Annotated in this window: 12 protein-coding genes; 7 read left to right on the top strand and 5 right to left on the bottom strand. The window is 56.5% G+C overall.

What is annotated here, in order from left to right:
• Positions 1 to 15 precede the first annotated feature (15 nt).
• Genes ABGB15_RS10420 through narI form a run of 4 tightly spaced genes read left to right on the top strand, consistent with a single transcriptional unit; the run spans position 16 to position 6,669 of the window.
• Positions 16 to 3,756, top strand: coding sequence for a nitrate reductase subunit alpha (locus tag ABGB15_RS10420; protein ID WP_215722097.1), 3,741 nt, complete (start codon positions 16 to 18; stop codon positions 3,754 to 3,756).
• Positions 3,753 to 5,297 (top strand): nitrate reductase subunit beta, encoded by a 1,545-nt coding sequence (gene narH / locus ABGB15_RS10415; protein WP_215722098.1) that lies wholly within the window; start codon positions 3,753 to 3,755, stop codon positions 5,295 to 5,297. Before ABGB15_RS10420 ends, narH begins: the two co-directional genes overlap by 4 nt.
• A complete protein-coding gene (gene narW / locus ABGB15_RS10410) occupies positions 5,297 to 5,992 on the top strand; it encodes a nitrate reductase molybdenum cofactor assembly chaperone (RefSeq protein WP_215722099.1) in 696 nt (231 codons plus the stop codon). Before narH ends, narW begins: the two co-directional genes overlap by 1 nt.
• Positions 5,989 to 6,669, top strand: coding sequence for a respiratory nitrate reductase subunit gamma (gene narI, locus ABGB15_RS10405; RefSeq protein ID WP_152081160.1), 681 nt, complete (start codon positions 5,989 to 5,991; stop codon positions 6,667 to 6,669). The genes narW and narI overlap by 4 nt, the downstream gene beginning before the upstream one ends.
• A 120-nt stretch (positions 6,670 to 6,789) precedes the next feature.
• Here the strand turns inward: narI and nhoA are convergent, their stop codons facing one another.
• The 4 genes from nhoA to ABGB15_RS10385 form a co-directional block, all read right to left on the bottom strand.
• Positions 6,790 to 7,635, bottom strand: a complete 846-nt coding sequence (gene nhoA / locus ABGB15_RS10400) for an N-hydroxyarylamine O-acetyltransferase (protein ID WP_152081161.1) — start codon at positions 7,633 to 7,635, stop codon at positions 6,790 to 6,792.
• A 72-nt stretch (positions 7,636 to 7,707) separates the two neighbouring features.
• Complete coding sequence (locus ABGB15_RS10395) at positions 7,708 to 9,363, bottom strand: iron ABC transporter permease (protein WP_215722100.1); 1,656 nt, start codon at positions 9,361 to 9,363, stop codon at positions 7,708 to 7,710.
• 39 nt (positions 9,364 to 9,402) lie between these two features.
• A complete protein-coding gene (locus ABGB15_RS10390) occupies positions 9,403 to 10,371 on the bottom strand; it encodes an ABC transporter substrate-binding protein (RefSeq protein WP_215722101.1) in 969 nt (322 codons plus the stop codon).
• Positions 10,368 to 11,060, bottom strand: a complete 693-nt coding sequence (locus ABGB15_RS10385; protein WP_215722102.1) for an ABC transporter ATP-binding protein — start codon at positions 11,058 to 11,060, stop codon at positions 10,368 to 10,370. The genes ABGB15_RS10390 and ABGB15_RS10385 overlap by 4 nt, the downstream gene beginning before the upstream one ends.
• A gap of 136 nt (positions 11,061 to 11,196) precedes the next feature.
• Between ABGB15_RS10385 and ABGB15_RS10380 the strand changes: the two genes are divergently transcribed.
• From ABGB15_RS10380 to ABGB15_RS10370, 3 genes are all read left to right on the top strand, one after another.
• Positions 11,197 to 11,769, top strand: coding sequence for a flavin reductase family protein (locus ABGB15_RS10380; protein ID WP_215722103.1), 573 nt, complete (start codon positions 11,197 to 11,199; stop codon positions 11,767 to 11,769).
• 125 nt (positions 11,770 to 11,894) lie between these two features.
• Complete coding sequence (locus ABGB15_RS10375; RefSeq protein WP_215722104.1) at positions 11,895 to 12,254, top strand: CHAP domain-containing protein; 360 nt, start codon at positions 11,895 to 11,897, stop codon at positions 12,252 to 12,254.
• Between the two features lies 1 nt (position 12,255).
• Complete coding sequence (locus ABGB15_RS10370; protein ID WP_215722105.1) at positions 12,256 to 12,708, top strand: DUF3828 domain-containing protein; 453 nt, start codon at positions 12,256 to 12,258, stop codon at positions 12,706 to 12,708.
• Positions 12,709 to 12,750: 42 nt separating this feature from the next.
• Here the strand turns inward: ABGB15_RS10370 and fusA are convergent, their stop codons facing one another.
• Complete coding sequence (gene fusA / locus ABGB15_RS10365) at positions 12,751 to 14,850, bottom strand: elongation factor G (RefSeq protein WP_215722106.1); 2,100 nt, start codon at positions 14,848 to 14,850, stop codon at positions 12,751 to 12,753.
• Positions 14,851 to 14,950 lie beyond the last annotated feature (100 nt).

Raw genomic sequence — 14,950 nt, 5'->3', positions numbered from 1 at the left:
AGCAGGAGAAATGTCATGAGCAAACTGTTGGACCGCTTCCGTTACTTCAAAACAAAAGGCGACAGCTTCGCCAATGGGCACGGGCAGGTGTATGCCACCAACCGTGACTGGGAGGACAGCTACCGTCAGCGCTGGCAGTTCGACAAAATTGTGCGCTCCACCCACGGCGTAAACTGTACCGGCTCCTGTAGCTGGAAAATTTACGTTAAAAACGGTCTGGTCACCTGGGAAACTCAGCAAACCGACTATCCGCGCACCCGCCCCGACCTGCCCAACCACGAACCGCGCGGTTGCCCGCGTGGTGCCAGCTATTCCTGGTATCTCTACAGCGCTAACCGCCTGAAGTATCCGCTGGTGCGCCGCAAGCTGATAGAACTCTGGCGCGACGCCCTGGCGCAGCACACCGATCCGGTGCTGGCCTGGGATGCCATCCAGAACGATCCGCAAAAAGCACAAAGCTACAAACAGGCGCGCGGACGCGGCGGGTTCATCCGCTCGAACTGGAAAGAGCTGAACCAGTTAATTGCCGCCGCGAACGTCTGGACGATTAAAAACTTTGGCCCGGATCGCGTGGCCGGTTTTTCGCCGATTCCGGCAATGTCGATGGTCTCTTACGCCGCCGGTACGCGTTATCTCTCCCTGCTCGGCGGCACCTGCCTGAGTTTTTACGACTGGTATTGTGATTTACCGCCTGCGTCACCGATGACCTGGGGCGAGCAGACCGACGTGCCGGAATCTGCCGACTGGTACAACTCCAGTTATATTATCGCCTGGGGCTCGAACGTCCCGCAGACGCGCACGCCAGATGCCCACTTCTTTACTGAAGTCCGTTATAAGGGCACCAAAACCGTCGCCATCACGCCGGATTTCTCGGAAGTCGCCAAGCTGAGCGACCAGTGGCTGGCACCTAAACAAGGGACGGACAGCGCGCTGGCCATGGCGATGGGCCATGTGATCCTGAAAGAGTTCCACCTGGATAACCCAAGCGACTACTTCCTCAACTACTGTCGCCGTTACACCGACATGCCGATGCTGGTGCTGCTGGATGAACAGGCTGACGGTCGCGTAGTGCCAGGACGGATGCTGCGCGCGTCCGATCTCGCCGATGGTCTCGGTGAAGCCAATAATCCGGAGTGGAAAACCATCGCCTTCGACGTGGCCGGTAATCTGGTGGTGCCGAACGGCTCCATTGGCTTCCGCTGGGGCGAAAAAGGCAAATGGAACCTGGAATCGCTTGCCGCAGGCCAGGAAACCGAGCTGACGCTTTCTCTGCTGAACATCCACGACAGCGTGGCGGAGGTCGCCTTCCCTTACTTCGGCGGCAACGAAAACCCCCACTTCCGCAGCGTGAAACAGGAGCCGGTGCTAACGCGCCGCGTGCCGGGCAAAACCCTGACGCTGGCCGATGGCAGCCAGAAACGCGTGGTCAGCGTGTACGATCTGGTGCTGGCAAACTACGGCCTCGATCGCGGTCTGGAAGACAGCAACGCGGCACACAGTTACGCCGAAATCAAAGCCTACACTCCCGCCTGGGGTGAGCAGATCACCGGCGTACCCGCGTACCTGATTGAAAAAATTGCCCGTGAGTTTGCCGACACGGCGCACAAAACGCATGGCCGGTCGATGATCATCCTCGGTGCTGGTGTGAACCACTGGTATCACATGGACATGAATTACCGTGGGATGATCAACATGCTGGTCTTCTGCGGCTGCGTCGGACAGAGCGGCGGCGGCTGGTCGCACTATGTCGGCCAGGAGAAGCTGCGCCCGCAAACCGGCTGGCTGCCGCTGGCCTTCGCGCTGGACTGGAACCGCCCTCCGCGCCAGATGAACAGCACCTCGTACTTCTACAACCACGCCAGCCAGTGGCGCTATGAGAAGCTGACCGCACAGGAACTTCTCTCTCCGCTGGCGGATGCCTCGAAATTCACCGGACACCTGATCGACTTCAACGTGCGTGCCGAACGCATGGGCTGGCTGCCCTCTGCCCCACAGCTCAACCTCAATCCGCTGCACATTAAAGCCCGCGCGGAAGCCGCAGGCATGACGCCGCAGGAGTATACCGTTCAGGGGCTGAAATCGGGCGACGTTCGCTTCGCCTGTGAACAGCCGGACAACGGCAAGAATCACCCGCGCAACCTGTTCGTCTGGCGCTCTAATCTGCTCGGCTCGTCCGGCAAAGGCCATGAGTACATGCTGAAATACCTGCTCGGTACCGAGAGCGGCATTCAGGGTGAGGACTTAGGCTCGACCGATGACGTGAAGCCTGAAGAGGTGGAGTGGCAGACCAAAGCTATTGAAGGCAAGCTCGACCTGCTGGTAACGCTCGATTTCCGTATGTCCAGCACCTGTCTGTTCTCCGATATCGTGCTGCCAACCGCCACCTGGTATGAAAAAGACGACATGAACACCTCTGATATGCATCCGTTTATTCACCCGCTCTCCGCCGCCGTCGACCCGGCGTGGGAATCCCGCAGCGACTGGGAGATCTACAAAGGTATTGCCAAAGTCTTCTCCGAGGTGTGCGTCGGCCATCTGGGGACCGAAACCGACGTGGTGCTGCAACCGCTCCAGCATGACTCTCCCGGCGAACTGTCGCAGCCGTTTGATATTCAGGACTGGCGCAAAGGTGAATGCGATCTGATCCCCGGCAAAACGGCACCCAACATTGCGGTGGTCGAACGTAATTATCCGGAAACCTATGAGCGTTTTACCTCCCTCGGCCCGCTGCTGGACAAGCTCGGCAACGGCGGAAAAGGCATTTCCTGGAACACGCAGAATGAAGTCGATTTTCTCGGCAAGCTGAACTACGTCAAGCTCGACGGCCCGGCGAAAGGTCGCCCGCGCATTGAAACGGCGATTGACGCCTCCGAGGTGATCCTCGCGCTGGCCCCCGAAACCAACGGACAGGTGGCGGTAAAAGCCTGGGAAGCGCTCGGTGAACTGACCGGACGCGATCACACCCATCTGGCACTGAACAAAGAAGATGAGAAGATCCGCTTCCGCGATATCCAGGCGCAGCCGCGCAAAATCATCTCCAGCCCGACGTGGTCCGGTCTTGAGAGCGAGCACGTCTCGTATAACGCCGGATACACCAACGTTCACGAGCTGATCCCGTGGCGCACGATTTCTGGTCGCCAGCAGTTATATCAGGATCACCCGTGGATGCGTGCCTTCGGGGAGAGCCTGGTGGCCTATCGTCCGCCGATTGATACCCGCAGTGTGACCCACATGCGCGAGATCCCGCCGAACGGCTTCCCGGAAAAAGCGCTCAACTTCCTGACGCCGCACCAGAAATGGGGCATTCACTCCACCTACAGCGAAAACCTGCTGATGCAGACGCTGTCGCGCGGTGGGCCGATTGTCTGGATCAGCGAAACCGATGCGCGTGAGCTGGGCATTGAGGATAACGACTGGATCGAAGCCTTTAACGCCAACGGTGCGCTTACCGCCCGCGCGGTGGTCAGCCAGCGTGTGCCACCGGGCATGACCATGATGTATCACGCCCAGGAGCGCATTCTGAATATTCCGGGTTCCGAAGTGACCGGACGACGCGGTGGTATTCACAACTCCGTCACCCGCGTCTGCCCGAAACCGACGCACATGATCGGCGGCTACGCGCAACTGGCCTACAGCTTCAACTATTACGGTACCGTCGGCTCTAACCGCGACGAGTTCATCATGATCCGCAAAATGAAAAACATTAACTGGCTGGACGGCGAAGGTCGGGATCAGGTACAGGAGGCGAAAAAATGAAAATACGCTCACAGGTTGGCATGGTACTGAATCTCGATAAATGCATAGGCTGCCACACCTGCTCGGTCACCTGTAAGAACGTCTGGACCGGGCGTGAAGGCATGGAATATGCGTGGTTCAACAACGTTGAGACCAAACCGGGCATTGGTTACCCGAAAAACTGGGAAGACCAGGACGAGTGGCAAGGCGGCTGGATCAGAGGTATTCACGGTAAACTCACGCCGCGTCTCGGCGGTAAAATGGGCGTATTGTCGAAAATATTCTCCAACCCCGTCATGCCGCAGATTGACGATTATTATGAGCCGTTCACCTTCGATTATCAGGATCTGCACCGCGCGCCAGAGGGCGATCATCTCCCTACCGCACGCCCTCGCTCACTGATCGACGGCAAACGCATGGATAAAATCGTCTGGGGACCGAACTGGGAAGAACTGCTGGGCGGCGAGTTCGAAAAACGCGCCCGCGACCGTAACTTCCAGAAGATCCAGAAAGAGATGTACGGTCAGTTTGAAAACACCTTCATGATGTACCTCCCGCGCCTGTGCGAGCACTGCCTCAACCCAAGTTGTGTGGCAACCTGCCCGAGCGGCGCAATCTACAAACGTGAAGAGGATGGCATTGTCCTCATCGACCAGGACAAATGCCGCGGCTGGCGTCTGTGCATCAGCGGTTGTCCGTACAAAAAAATCTACTTCAACTGGAAAAGCGGCAAGTCGGAAAAATGCATCTTCTGCTACCCACGCATTGAGTCCGGCCAGCCAACCGTCTGCTCCGAAACCTGCGTCGGGCGCATCCGCTATCTCGGCGTGCTGCTCTACGACGCTGACCGCATCGAAGAGGCCGCCAGCACCGAACATGAAACCGATCTCTATGAACGCCAGTGCGACGTGTTCCTGGACCCGCACGATCCGGCTGTGATTGAAGAAGCGGTGAAACAAGGGATTCCACAGAACGTGATTGACGCCGCCCAGCGTTCGCCGGTCTATAAAATGGCGATGGACTGGAAGCTCGCCCTGCCGCTGCACCCGGAATACCGCACCCTGCCGATGGTCTGGTACGTGCCACCGCTGTCACCGATCCAGTCCTACGCGGACGCGGGTGGCCTGCCGCAGAGCGACGGCGTGCTGCCTGCGGTGGAGAGCCTGCGCATCCCGGTGCAATACCTGGCAAACATGCTCAGCGCGGGCGATACCGGCCCGGTGCTGCGCGCCCTGAAACGTATGATGGCGATGCGTCACTACAAACGTTCCCAGACCGTAGAAGGCGTAACCGACACCCGCGCTATTGAAGAAGTAGGCCTGACGGAAGCACAGGTTGAGGAGATGTACCGCTATCTGGCGATCGCCAACTACGAAGACCGCTTCGTGATCCCGACCAGCCACCGCGAGATGGCCCGCGACGCCTTCCCGGAGAAAAACGGTTGCGGCTTCACCTTCGGCGACGGCTGCCACGGCTCCGACACCAAATTCAACCTCTTCAACAGCAGCCGCATCGACGCCATTAACATCACCGAGGTGCGCGAACACGGGGAGGGAGAATAATGCAGATCCTCAAAATCATCGCGCTGCTGATTGAGTACCCCGATGAAATGCTGTGGGAAAACCGCGATGAAGCCCTCTCCCTGATTGAACAGGACGCGCCCATGCTGCTGCCGTTTGCCCGGCAGCACCTGAGCGCTCCGCTGCTGGATAAGCAGGCCGAATGGTGTGAAGTGTTTGAACGGGGCCGCGCGACGTCGCTACTGCTGTTCGAGCACGTTCATGCCGAGTCCCGCGATCGCGGTCAGGCAATGGTCGACTTGATGAGCCAGTACGAGAAAGCCGGGCTGCAGCTGGACTGCCGCGAGCTGCCGGACTACCTGCCGCTCTATCTGGAGTATCTCAGCATCGTTACCGATGATGAGGCGCGGGACGGTTTGCAAAACGTTGCGCCGATCCTGGCGCTGATTGGTGGGCGGTTAAAACAGCGCGGCGTGGCGCATTTCCAGCTATTCGATGCGCTGCTGACGCTCGCGGGCACCCGCCTTTCCAGCGACAGTGTTGCAACTCAGGTGTCTGGCGAAAAACGGGATGACACCCGTCAGGCGCTGGACGCCGTGTGGGAAGAGGAACAGGTGAAGTTTATCGAAGACAACGCCACATCGTGCGACAGCTCGCCGATGCAGCAATATCAACGACGCTTTAGCCAGGACGTCGCACCGCAGTACGTTGACGTCGGCGCGGGAGGCACAAAATGATCCACTACCTCAACGTGTTTTTCTATGACATCTACCCGTATATCTGCGCGACCGTTTTTTTCCTCGGGAGCTGGTTGCGCTATGACTATGGGCAATACACCTGGCGCGCCTCATCCAGCCAGTTGCTCAGCAAACGCGGGATGAACTGGGCTTCAAACCTATTTCATATCGGCATTCTGGGGATCTTCTTCGGCCATCTGTTCGGCATGTTAACCCCGCACTGGATGTACGCCTGGTTTTTGCCCGTTGCCGTCAAACAGCAGCTGGCGATGATTGCGGGCGGGATTTGCGGTGTGCTGACGCTGATCGGTGGCTCCATGCTGCTGATCCGTCGCCTGTTTAACCAGCGGGTACGCGCCACCTCCACCACGCCGGATATCATTATTATGAGTATCCTGCTGATCCAGTGCATCCTGGGGCTTTCAACGATCCCCTTCTCAGCACAGTACCCCGACGGAAGCGAGATGATGAAGCTGGTCGGTTGGGCGCAGGGTATCGTGACGTTCAAGGGCGGTTCATCTGAAATGTTGAGCGGCGTCGCACCAATCTTCCGCGTACATCTGGTGTTGGGGATGACCATCTTCCTGATCTTCCCGTTCACGCGGCTGGTGCACGTCTGGAGCGCGCCGTTTGAGTATTTTACCCGTCGGTATCAGGTGGTGAGATCGCGCCGTTGATTTTGTCGGGTGGCGAGGTAAAAGTAGAACGGCAACCTGCGTTGCCGTTTTTATGCTTGCTCCCTCTCCCTGTGGGAGAGGGCCGGGGTGAGGGCATCAGCCCGCACGGCCCGCTATTCTCTATTTCCCCGCCTGCGGATGCGTGTCAAACCCTGCCATTACCGCCGTCAGTTCCGCCAGCGTAAAGCCATGTTTCGGATCGTCCACACCCAGCCCAAACCGTTCCTGCATCAGCTGATACAGCGCCTCTGCATCCGGCAGATGGATCTGCTCCTCCACATGGCCATTTTGCCAGTGGGTAAAGTTGAAGTTGGTCAGCGTCAGCTTGCCACCGTCCGGCAGATGACGACACATCAGCAAATGGTGACGAAAATGCGACTGCGGCCAGTGGGCCGACCAGAAGTTCCCCATCACATAATCGGTAAAATACTGCGTCGCCAGGTCAAAATGATACATCGACTGCCAGTGCTCATGGTGGCGGAACTGCAGTACCCAGTCGTTACCCTCGCTCAGGAGGCGATAATGTCCGTGCGGCGTGGCCTGTTCTTCGTTTGCGATTAAGCGTATCGGTGCCGTCAGCGTCTGCCCGCCAAAGCCAACGTCAGCAATCCAGCGCTCGCCGTTAAGCTCAACCAGCAGCAGCCGGTGCGTGCGCGGCGGCATTTGCGGCGGATTCGCCAGAACCACACGACCCAGCACGCTGCGTACCGTGAAGCCGACCTCGCGCAGCACCCGCTCAAACAGGCCGTTTTGCTCGAAACAATACCCGCCACGGCGCGCCGTCACCAGTTTGTCGACCAGACACTGATCTTCAAGGTGGATCTCACGCGGCAGAACGACGTCGATATTCTCGAAGGGGATCGCACAGTTGTGGTGTAGATGCAGCGCTCGCAGGGTATCGATATCAACCGATGCGGGCTGTGTCCAGCCCGTACGGGAAAAATAGGCACTCAGAAATGGGGACATGATTCGCTTCCTTGAGGTGATATTCCTTGTTTATAAACTATTTTGTCGTACTGAGATGCGCAAAAGTGCTTTTTAAGGCCGGGCGTTGCGCTGCAGGATACCGAATGCGCTCAGCATTAACACCAACCCGGTGATGAGCGTCAGTGTCGCCATCGCCATTCCTTGTCCAACAGAGCCTTGCTCGAACTGACGCCAGATAAAGACCGACACCGTCTGAGTCCCCGCGGGTGCCAGTAACAGAGATGTCACCAGCTCACGCGAGGCAATCGCGAACACCATCAGCATCGCCGCCAGCAGCGCAGGGGAAACCAGCGGCATCACGATAAACCGCAGCACCTGGAACGCGGATGCCCCGTGTACGCGCGCGGCAGGTTCCAGATTACTCCCCAGTTGACGCAGCGCACTGCCGACGTAACGCACCGGCCACGGCAGTAAAAGACAGCAATAGGAAAGTAACAGAATAACCCAGGTATTGTAGGGCGAGAGCGGCCAGAAAGGACGGTTCCAGAGCAGGATTAACCCGACACCGACTACGATACCCGGTAGTGCGGCTGGCATCAGCGAGAGCGCGTCCAGTATGCTGCGCCCTTTTATCTTTTGCACTACCGTCAGCCATGAGACCAATAACCCTGACACGCCGGTTATGCACGCCGTAGCCAGCGCCAGTGATAAGCTGGTGCCCAGCGCCGACAATGCATCGCCCTGTTGATTAAACAACGCAGCGTAATGTGACAACGTCACGTTAGATATTGCCACACCGCCGGACAGGGTTCTTAACACACCCGACAACGCCATCGACAGCCCTGGCAGGATCACCGCGATGATTCCTGCGGATGCCATCAGGAGCACAATCGGCAGCGTGAATACGCCCGCCTCTGCCCCCGTATTCTGCATCGGTTTACCGGTAATGCTGGTGACATCATGATGTCCGGTCAGTTTTTTCTGTACTCCCCAGGCGCTGAGCGCAATCATCACCAGTACCACAGAAAGCATTGAAGCCCCGGACAGATCGACCGGCCAGTCTGCCAGCTTCTTTTCGATGTCGGTAGTCAGCATCAATACACCTGCTCGCGTTCCCAGTGCGGCAGGCACACCGAACTCCTCAATCGCCAGCGTGAATGCCAGCAGCATCCCCGCCGCCAGCGACGGCGATAGCATCGGCAGCGTAATGTGCCAGAACGCCCTTCCCGCGCTCGCGCCGTGTACACGGGCAACCAGCCCCAGACGTTGTCCACTCGCCAGTAAACTGCGCGAGACAGCAAAATAGATCACCGGAAAAATGTTCAGCGCCATCACCAGCACAATGCCGGTTTTGCTGAACAACACATCATTCAGGTTGATACCCGTTAACTGCTGCAAGTAACCATTGGTTTGCAGCACCAGCATCCACGACAGCGCAGCAATGTAGGGCGGCGTTAAAAATGGGATCAGGAACAGCAGATCCCACAGGCGTGGCAGCGGCAGGTTCAGCAAACCTCGCGCCACGCCGAGAGGAAAACCGATCAGGGCGCTGACCAGCGCAACACCGATACCGACCTGAAGCGTTCCTCCCAGCATACCGGGCAAGTGTGGCTCAGCCAGTAACGCCTGAATACCGCTAAATGCCCCCGTCAACTCGCCTGCGCTGAACTGCGGAAATACCGCCTGCAGAGCAATAAAGGACAACGGAAACGCCACCAGAATAATCAGCAGCGCCAGCGTCATAACCGACAACGTTCGTTGATTCACAAGGCAATCCTGAAGACGGGGTTGCCCCCGCCGGGTGAATTACAGGGAGAAAAGCGTGTTGAAGCGCTTAAGAATATCGCTGCGTGCGTGAGTGCCATCGCTTTTGGTCGGCAGGATATTAAGCTCGTTCAGCAGCGGACGCTTCGCCTTGACGTCACCACGTGCAGGCATCAGCCACGCGTCGGCCACCATCGCCTGACCTTCCGGGGAAAGCACATAATCGATAAAGGCCTTCGCATCATCCGGATGCCGGGTTGTTTTCAGGATCATCATCGGACGCGGGGCAATTACCGTGCCGCTCGCCGGGAAGATCACCTTCAGGGATTCGCCCTGGCTGATGTTGCCGTAAGAAACATAATCCACCGCACCAAACACGGCTGCTTTTGCCCCCTGCATCACTGGCGTCACCGCTTGTGCGTTCGGACCGCTTACCACCATGCCGTTCTTTTTCAGTGCATCAAACAGCGTCCAGGCGTTGTCACCCATGCCGTTTTGCAGACCGATCAACAAATCCAGTGACGCACCCGACAGCGACGGGTCCGGCGTGGTCACTTTGTCTTTAAACGCATCGGTCGTCAGATCCTGCCACTCTTTCGGCTCCGGCGTACCGCTTTTGGTATTCCAGACGATCCCCAACGCCGAGACGCCCTGCGCCACATAATCCGCAGATTTCAGGTCGGCCGGAACTTTTTCAGCGTTAGCACTCTGGAACGGCAGCAGCCAGCCGCGTGCGTGCAGATCTTCAGCCGTGTCCCAGGAGGCGGAGATCAGAACATCCGCCTGCGGGTTGGCTTGTTCCGCCTCCAGGCGCGCCATCACCTTCCCGGTCGTTGCCTGGAAGATATCAACTTTCACACCGGTTTTCTTTTCAAAGCCGGTCGCCAGATTTTTGGCAAGCGATCCCGGCCCGGCGGTGTACACCGTCAGCGCATGGGCACTGGTGATCATGACAGACGATAACGCCATGGCGAGCAGAACTCCTTTTTTCACAGACATGGTGGCTTTCATGCAAACTCCCCTGAGGATGAAATCAAACGATCGGCAGCAACGCTGCCTGCAGACAAATGCACGATGCGATCGGCCAGGATTTCAGCCTCCCGGCGGTCGTGGGTAACATACACAGCGGTTGTCCCGAGCTGACGCAGCAGCGTGGTTATCTCCTGACACAGTGATTCGCGCAGTTCGCTGTCGAGATTAGAGAGCGGCTCGTCAAAAAGCAGCACGCGAGGTTCAGCGACGATCGCCCGAGCCAGCGCCACGCGCTGCTGCTGCCCGCCGGATAGCCCGGCAGGTTTGCGGTCAGTAAAATCGCTTAACCCGACACGTGAAAGCGCCTGAGCAACGCGGGTATCGCGCTCCTGACGAGGGATATTGCGCATCTTCAGGGGAAAGGCCACATTCTGTGCCACCGTCATATGCGGCCACAGCGCATAGTCCTGAAAGACCATGCCGATATCCCGCGCTTCCGGCGGCAGCGACCAGCCCGCTTTTGCGACCTGACGTTCGCCAAAGTGGATTTCTCCCGCGGCTGGCTGCGTTAACCCCGCCAGCAGCCGAAGCAGCGTACTTTTCCCGCAGCCTGATGGCCCCAGCAGCGCAACCACGCTGCCCGCATCAATGTGCAGATCGATTTGATTCAAAACGGTATTCGTCCCAAACGCGTACGAGACGCCTTTGAGCGTAATGGAGGTCAGCATATTGTTATCCTCTTTGGGATTTACTGTCCGCCACTGTAGGGAGACTGTATGACGAACACATGACGCTACTGTTGCGTCTTGATTTCACCCGCCCTTCAGTCGTTTAATGCCGTAAACCCTGCAAAGAGGAATGTCTATGCATCCGTTTCGCCCCGTCGAGTTAAAGCATGCCAGCCGTTTGTTGAACCATGGCCCTACTGTTCTGATTACCAGCCGCGATGAATCCATTGATCGCCGTAATGTGATGGCGGCAGCCTGGTCAATGCCGGTTGAATTTGAACCGCCGCGTATCGCGATCGTGGTGGATAAAAGTACCTGGACTCGTGAGCTGATCGAACGCAGCGGGAAGTTTGGTATCGTCATTCCCGGCGTGGCGGCGGCCAACTGGACCTGGGCGGTGGGCAGCATCAGCGGACGCGATGAAGACAAATTCAACTGCTACGGCATTCCGGTAGTGAATGGTCCAGTCCTCGGCTTGCCGGTGATTGAAGAGAAATGTCTGGCGTGGATGGAGTGCCGTTTACTGCCAGTAACCTCTGCGGCAGAGAAATATGACACGCTGTTTGGTGAAGTGGTTTCTGCGGCAGCCGATGAACGCGCGTTTGTCGAAGGACGCTGGCAGTTTGACGGGGATAAGCTGAATACACTGCATCATCTGGGAGCCGGAACATTTGTCGCGAGCGGAAAGATGGTTAAGGCGCTGGATTGATTTTTATGATTATATATTGCTGATATATATAGATTTTCTATAGCATTTAATGTTTACCAGGATGAAGGGAAACGGAGGATATTTCTGATGCGATTGAAGTTGGACCTATCGATAAGGAAATATCTATGTCATGGAATAAATATGCTGCAGTCGAGTATGCAAAAAATCATGTTTATCACGAAAGCCATCGAAAATGTGAGCTCTTTGTGAAAAATGCCATCATTGCTGGCGGCTTACCTATACATGGAACCGGGTCAGCAAAAAATATGGGGCTTACGCTGTCCCAGGTTGGGTTTCAAAAAATCACTGGTGCCCCACAGTTAGGCGATGTGGTTGTTATACAGTCCATAGAAAATCATCCTGATGGTCATGTTTGTATTTATGATGGTCATCAATGGCTAAGCGATTTCGCTCAGCGCACTATGTATCCTGGATCCGCATACAGAAAAGCTCACCCAGCGTATCAGCTTTACAGGCACTATTAATATGAAAGCCGTCTTAATTTTTATTCTGTTATTAACCAGCGCTGCGCATGCCGAAGACAGTGATAACGCAGCTAAAACCGCGTTAAGGTTTAATAAGTGGTACATCAGTCAATATGCTGCTAATAAATTCCCAATTATGGACAATGCGAAAATAGAAGAATACGTCACTGCAGATACCATGAAGAAATTAAGGCATGCGCAGGACCCTCGTTTCGCTGACGACGAGTTTTATGATGCTGATTTCTTTCTTAAGTCGCAGGATATTGAGGAAGATTGGGCAGAGAATGTGACGGTGGTTTCATCCGATTACGATCCGGTTTGTACGAATATTTACGTGTCGTTTGGTAAAAACCAGGAGTACACGGTCATCGATTGTATGGTCAAAGAAGAAGGTATCTGGAAGGTTCAATCCGTATCACGTCAAGAAATACTGCGTAACGAAAATCTGAAATAACAAAAACCACAGGGCAGCCCTATAGCTGCCCTGTGGAATTAACTACTTCGCACGCCGCGCAATAATCTCATCCGCAACATTACGCGGTGCTTCCGCGAAATGATGGAACTCCATCGTATACGTCGCGCGCCCCTGCGACATCGAGCGCAGCGTGGTGGCATAGCCAAACATCTCCGCCAGCGGCACGTCCGCACGAATAATCTGGCTGCCGTACTGCTCTGCCATCCCCTGCACCATGCCGCGGCGGGAGGAGAGATCGCCCATAATATTCCCGGCGTACTCTTCCGGCGTTTCGACCTCAACGTGCATTACCGGCTCAAGAATAACCGGGTCCGCTTTGCGCGCACCCTCTTTAAACCCGAGGATCGCCGCCATGCGGAAGGCCATCTCTGAGGAGTCCACGTCATGATACGAACCAAACGTCAGGGTAGCTTTCACATCAACAACCGGATATCCCGCCAGCACGCCGGTATTCATGGCTTCGCGCAATCCTTTTTCTACGGATGGAATATACTCACGCGGTACCACGCCGCCTTTGGTGGCATCTTCAAACGTAAAGCCACTGCCGGGTACTGTCGGTTCAAGGCTCAGTACCACATGACCGTACTGCCCTTTACCACCGGACTGGCGGACAAATTTGCCTTCAATATCCTTCACCGCTTTACGCAGCGTTTCACGGTAGGTCACCTGTGGACGACCAATATTCGCCTCAACGCCAAACTCACGCTTCATGCGGTCGACGATAATTTCCAGATGCAGTTCCCCCATCCCGGAAATAATCGTCTGTCCGGATTCCTCGTCAGTATGGAGACGGAACGACGGATCTTCCGCCGCCAGACGCTGCAACGCGATACCCATTTTTTCCTGGTCGGCCTTCGTTTTTGGCTCGATCGCCAGGGAGATGACCGGGTCCGGGAACTCCATCCGTTCAAGGGTGATCACGGCATTCGGGTCGGTCAGGGTATCCCCCGTGGTGACATCTTTCAGCCCCACGCAGGCCGCGATGTCGCCCGTTCGCAGTTCATCCACTTCATGACGATCGTTAGCGTGCATAAGCACAATGCGTCCGATGCGCTCTTTCTTCCCTTTCACCGGGTTATACACCGCGTCGCCTTTTCTCAGCACGCCGGAGTAGACGCGGATAAAGGTCAACTGCCCGACGTAAGGATCGCTCATCAGTTTGAAGGCCAGCGCCGAGAACGGCTCGTCATCAGACGGGTGACGCTCTGCGTGCTCCCCTTTTTCATCCACACCATCAATAGCAGGCACATCCAGCGGCGACGGCATCAGCTCAACAACCGCGTCGAGCATCCGCTGTACCCCTTTGTTTTTAAAGGCACTGCCGCACAGCATCGGCTGGATTTCACCGGAAATGGTCCGAATACGCAGCCCCTGGATAATTTCAGACTCGTCGAGATCGCCCGTCTCCAGATATTTATCCATCAGCGCCTCACTGGCTTCTGCTGCGGCAGAGACCATTTTTTCCCGCCATTCCTGGGCGGTGCTGAGCAGCGCGTCTGGCACAGGAGCATAGCTAAACACCATGCCCTGCGTCGCGTCGTCCCACACGATAGATCGCATCTTGATCAGATCCACCACGCCGGAGAAGTGATCTTCTGCGCCCACCGGGATCACAATCGGCACCGGATTGGCTTTCAGACGCTCCTGCATCATCCGCACGACGCGGTAAAAATCGGCTCCCGGACGGTCCATTTTATTCACAAACGCCAGCCGCGGAACGTGGTATTTGTTCGCCTGACGCCAGACGGTTTCGGATTGCGGCTGCACGCCACCCACGGAGTCATACACCATCACGGCACCGTCGAGCACACGCATAGAACGTTCCACCTCAATGGTGAAATCCACGTGCCCTGGCGTGTCGATAATGTTGATCCGGTGCGGTTCAAAACCTCTGTCCATACCTGGCCAGAAGCAGCTGACAGCCGCAGAGGTGATGGTGATCCCACGCTCCTGCTCCTGCGCCATCCAGTCGGTAGTTGCCGCGCCATCGTGTACTTCACCCAGCTTGTGGCTCATCCCGGTGTAAAACAGGATGCGCTCAGTGGTGGTTGTTTTACCGGCATCGATATGCGCGGAGATACCGATGTTGCGATAACGTTCGAGAGGGATGGGTCGGGGCATAATAGATCCTTAGTCATTAAGACATCTGTGTGACGACCGGGATGGTCGCGTGTTCGTTCGTTTGCTATAATAGTCCCATTGTACGAGTATTATCGAACTA

It is taken from the genome of Enterobacter sp. MALB-1 (genome assembly GCF_041021625.1).
Classification (GTDB): Bacteria; Pseudomonadota; Gammaproteobacteria; order Enterobacterales; family Enterobacteriaceae; genus Enterobacter; species Enterobacter oligotrophicus.
Note: the sequence above shows the minus strand (reverse complement) of the source record. Positions and strands in the feature narration are given on the sequence as shown.

What these genes read in the sequence shown, in the direction of transcription:
- ABGB15_RS10420 (WP_215722097.1), top strand. Translation starts at nt 16, where the DNA reads ATGAGCAAACTGTTGGACCGCTTCCGTTACTTCAAAACAAAAGGCGAC.
- narH (WP_215722098.1), top strand. Translation starts at nt 3,753, where the DNA reads ATGAAAATACGCTCACAGGTTGGCATGGTACTGAATCTCGATAAATGC.
- narW (WP_215722099.1), top strand. Translation starts at nt 5,297, where the DNA reads ATGCAGATCCTCAAAATCATCGCGCTGCTGATTGAGTACCCCGATGAA.
- narI (WP_152081160.1), top strand. Translation starts at nt 5,989, where the DNA reads ATGATCCACTACCTCAACGTGTTTTTCTATGACATCTACCCGTATATC.
- nhoA (WP_152081161.1), bottom strand. Translation starts at nt 7,635, where the DNA reads ATGTCCCCATTTCTGAGTGCCTATTTTTCCCGTACGGGCTGGACACAG.
- ABGB15_RS10390 (WP_215722101.1), bottom strand. Translation starts at nt 10,371, where the DNA reads ATGAAAGCCACCATGTCTGTGAAAAAAGGAGTTCTGCTCGCCATGGCG.
- ABGB15_RS10385 (WP_215722102.1), bottom strand. Translation starts at nt 11,060, where the DNA reads ATGCTGACCTCCATTACGCTCAAAGGCGTCTCGTACGCGTTTGGGACG.
- ABGB15_RS10380 (WP_215722103.1), top strand. Translation starts at nt 11,197, where the DNA reads ATGCATCCGTTTCGCCCCGTCGAGTTAAAGCATGCCAGCCGTTTGTTG.
- ABGB15_RS10375 (WP_215722104.1), top strand. Translation starts at nt 11,895, where the DNA reads ATGTCATGGAATAAATATGCTGCAGTCGAGTATGCAAAAAATCATGTT.
- ABGB15_RS10370 (WP_215722105.1), top strand. Translation starts at nt 12,256, where the DNA reads ATGAAAGCCGTCTTAATTTTTATTCTGTTATTAACCAGCGCTGCGCAT.
- fusA (WP_215722106.1), bottom strand. Translation starts at nt 14,850, where the DNA reads ATGCCCCGACCCATCCCTCTCGAACGTTATCGCAACATCGGTATCTCC.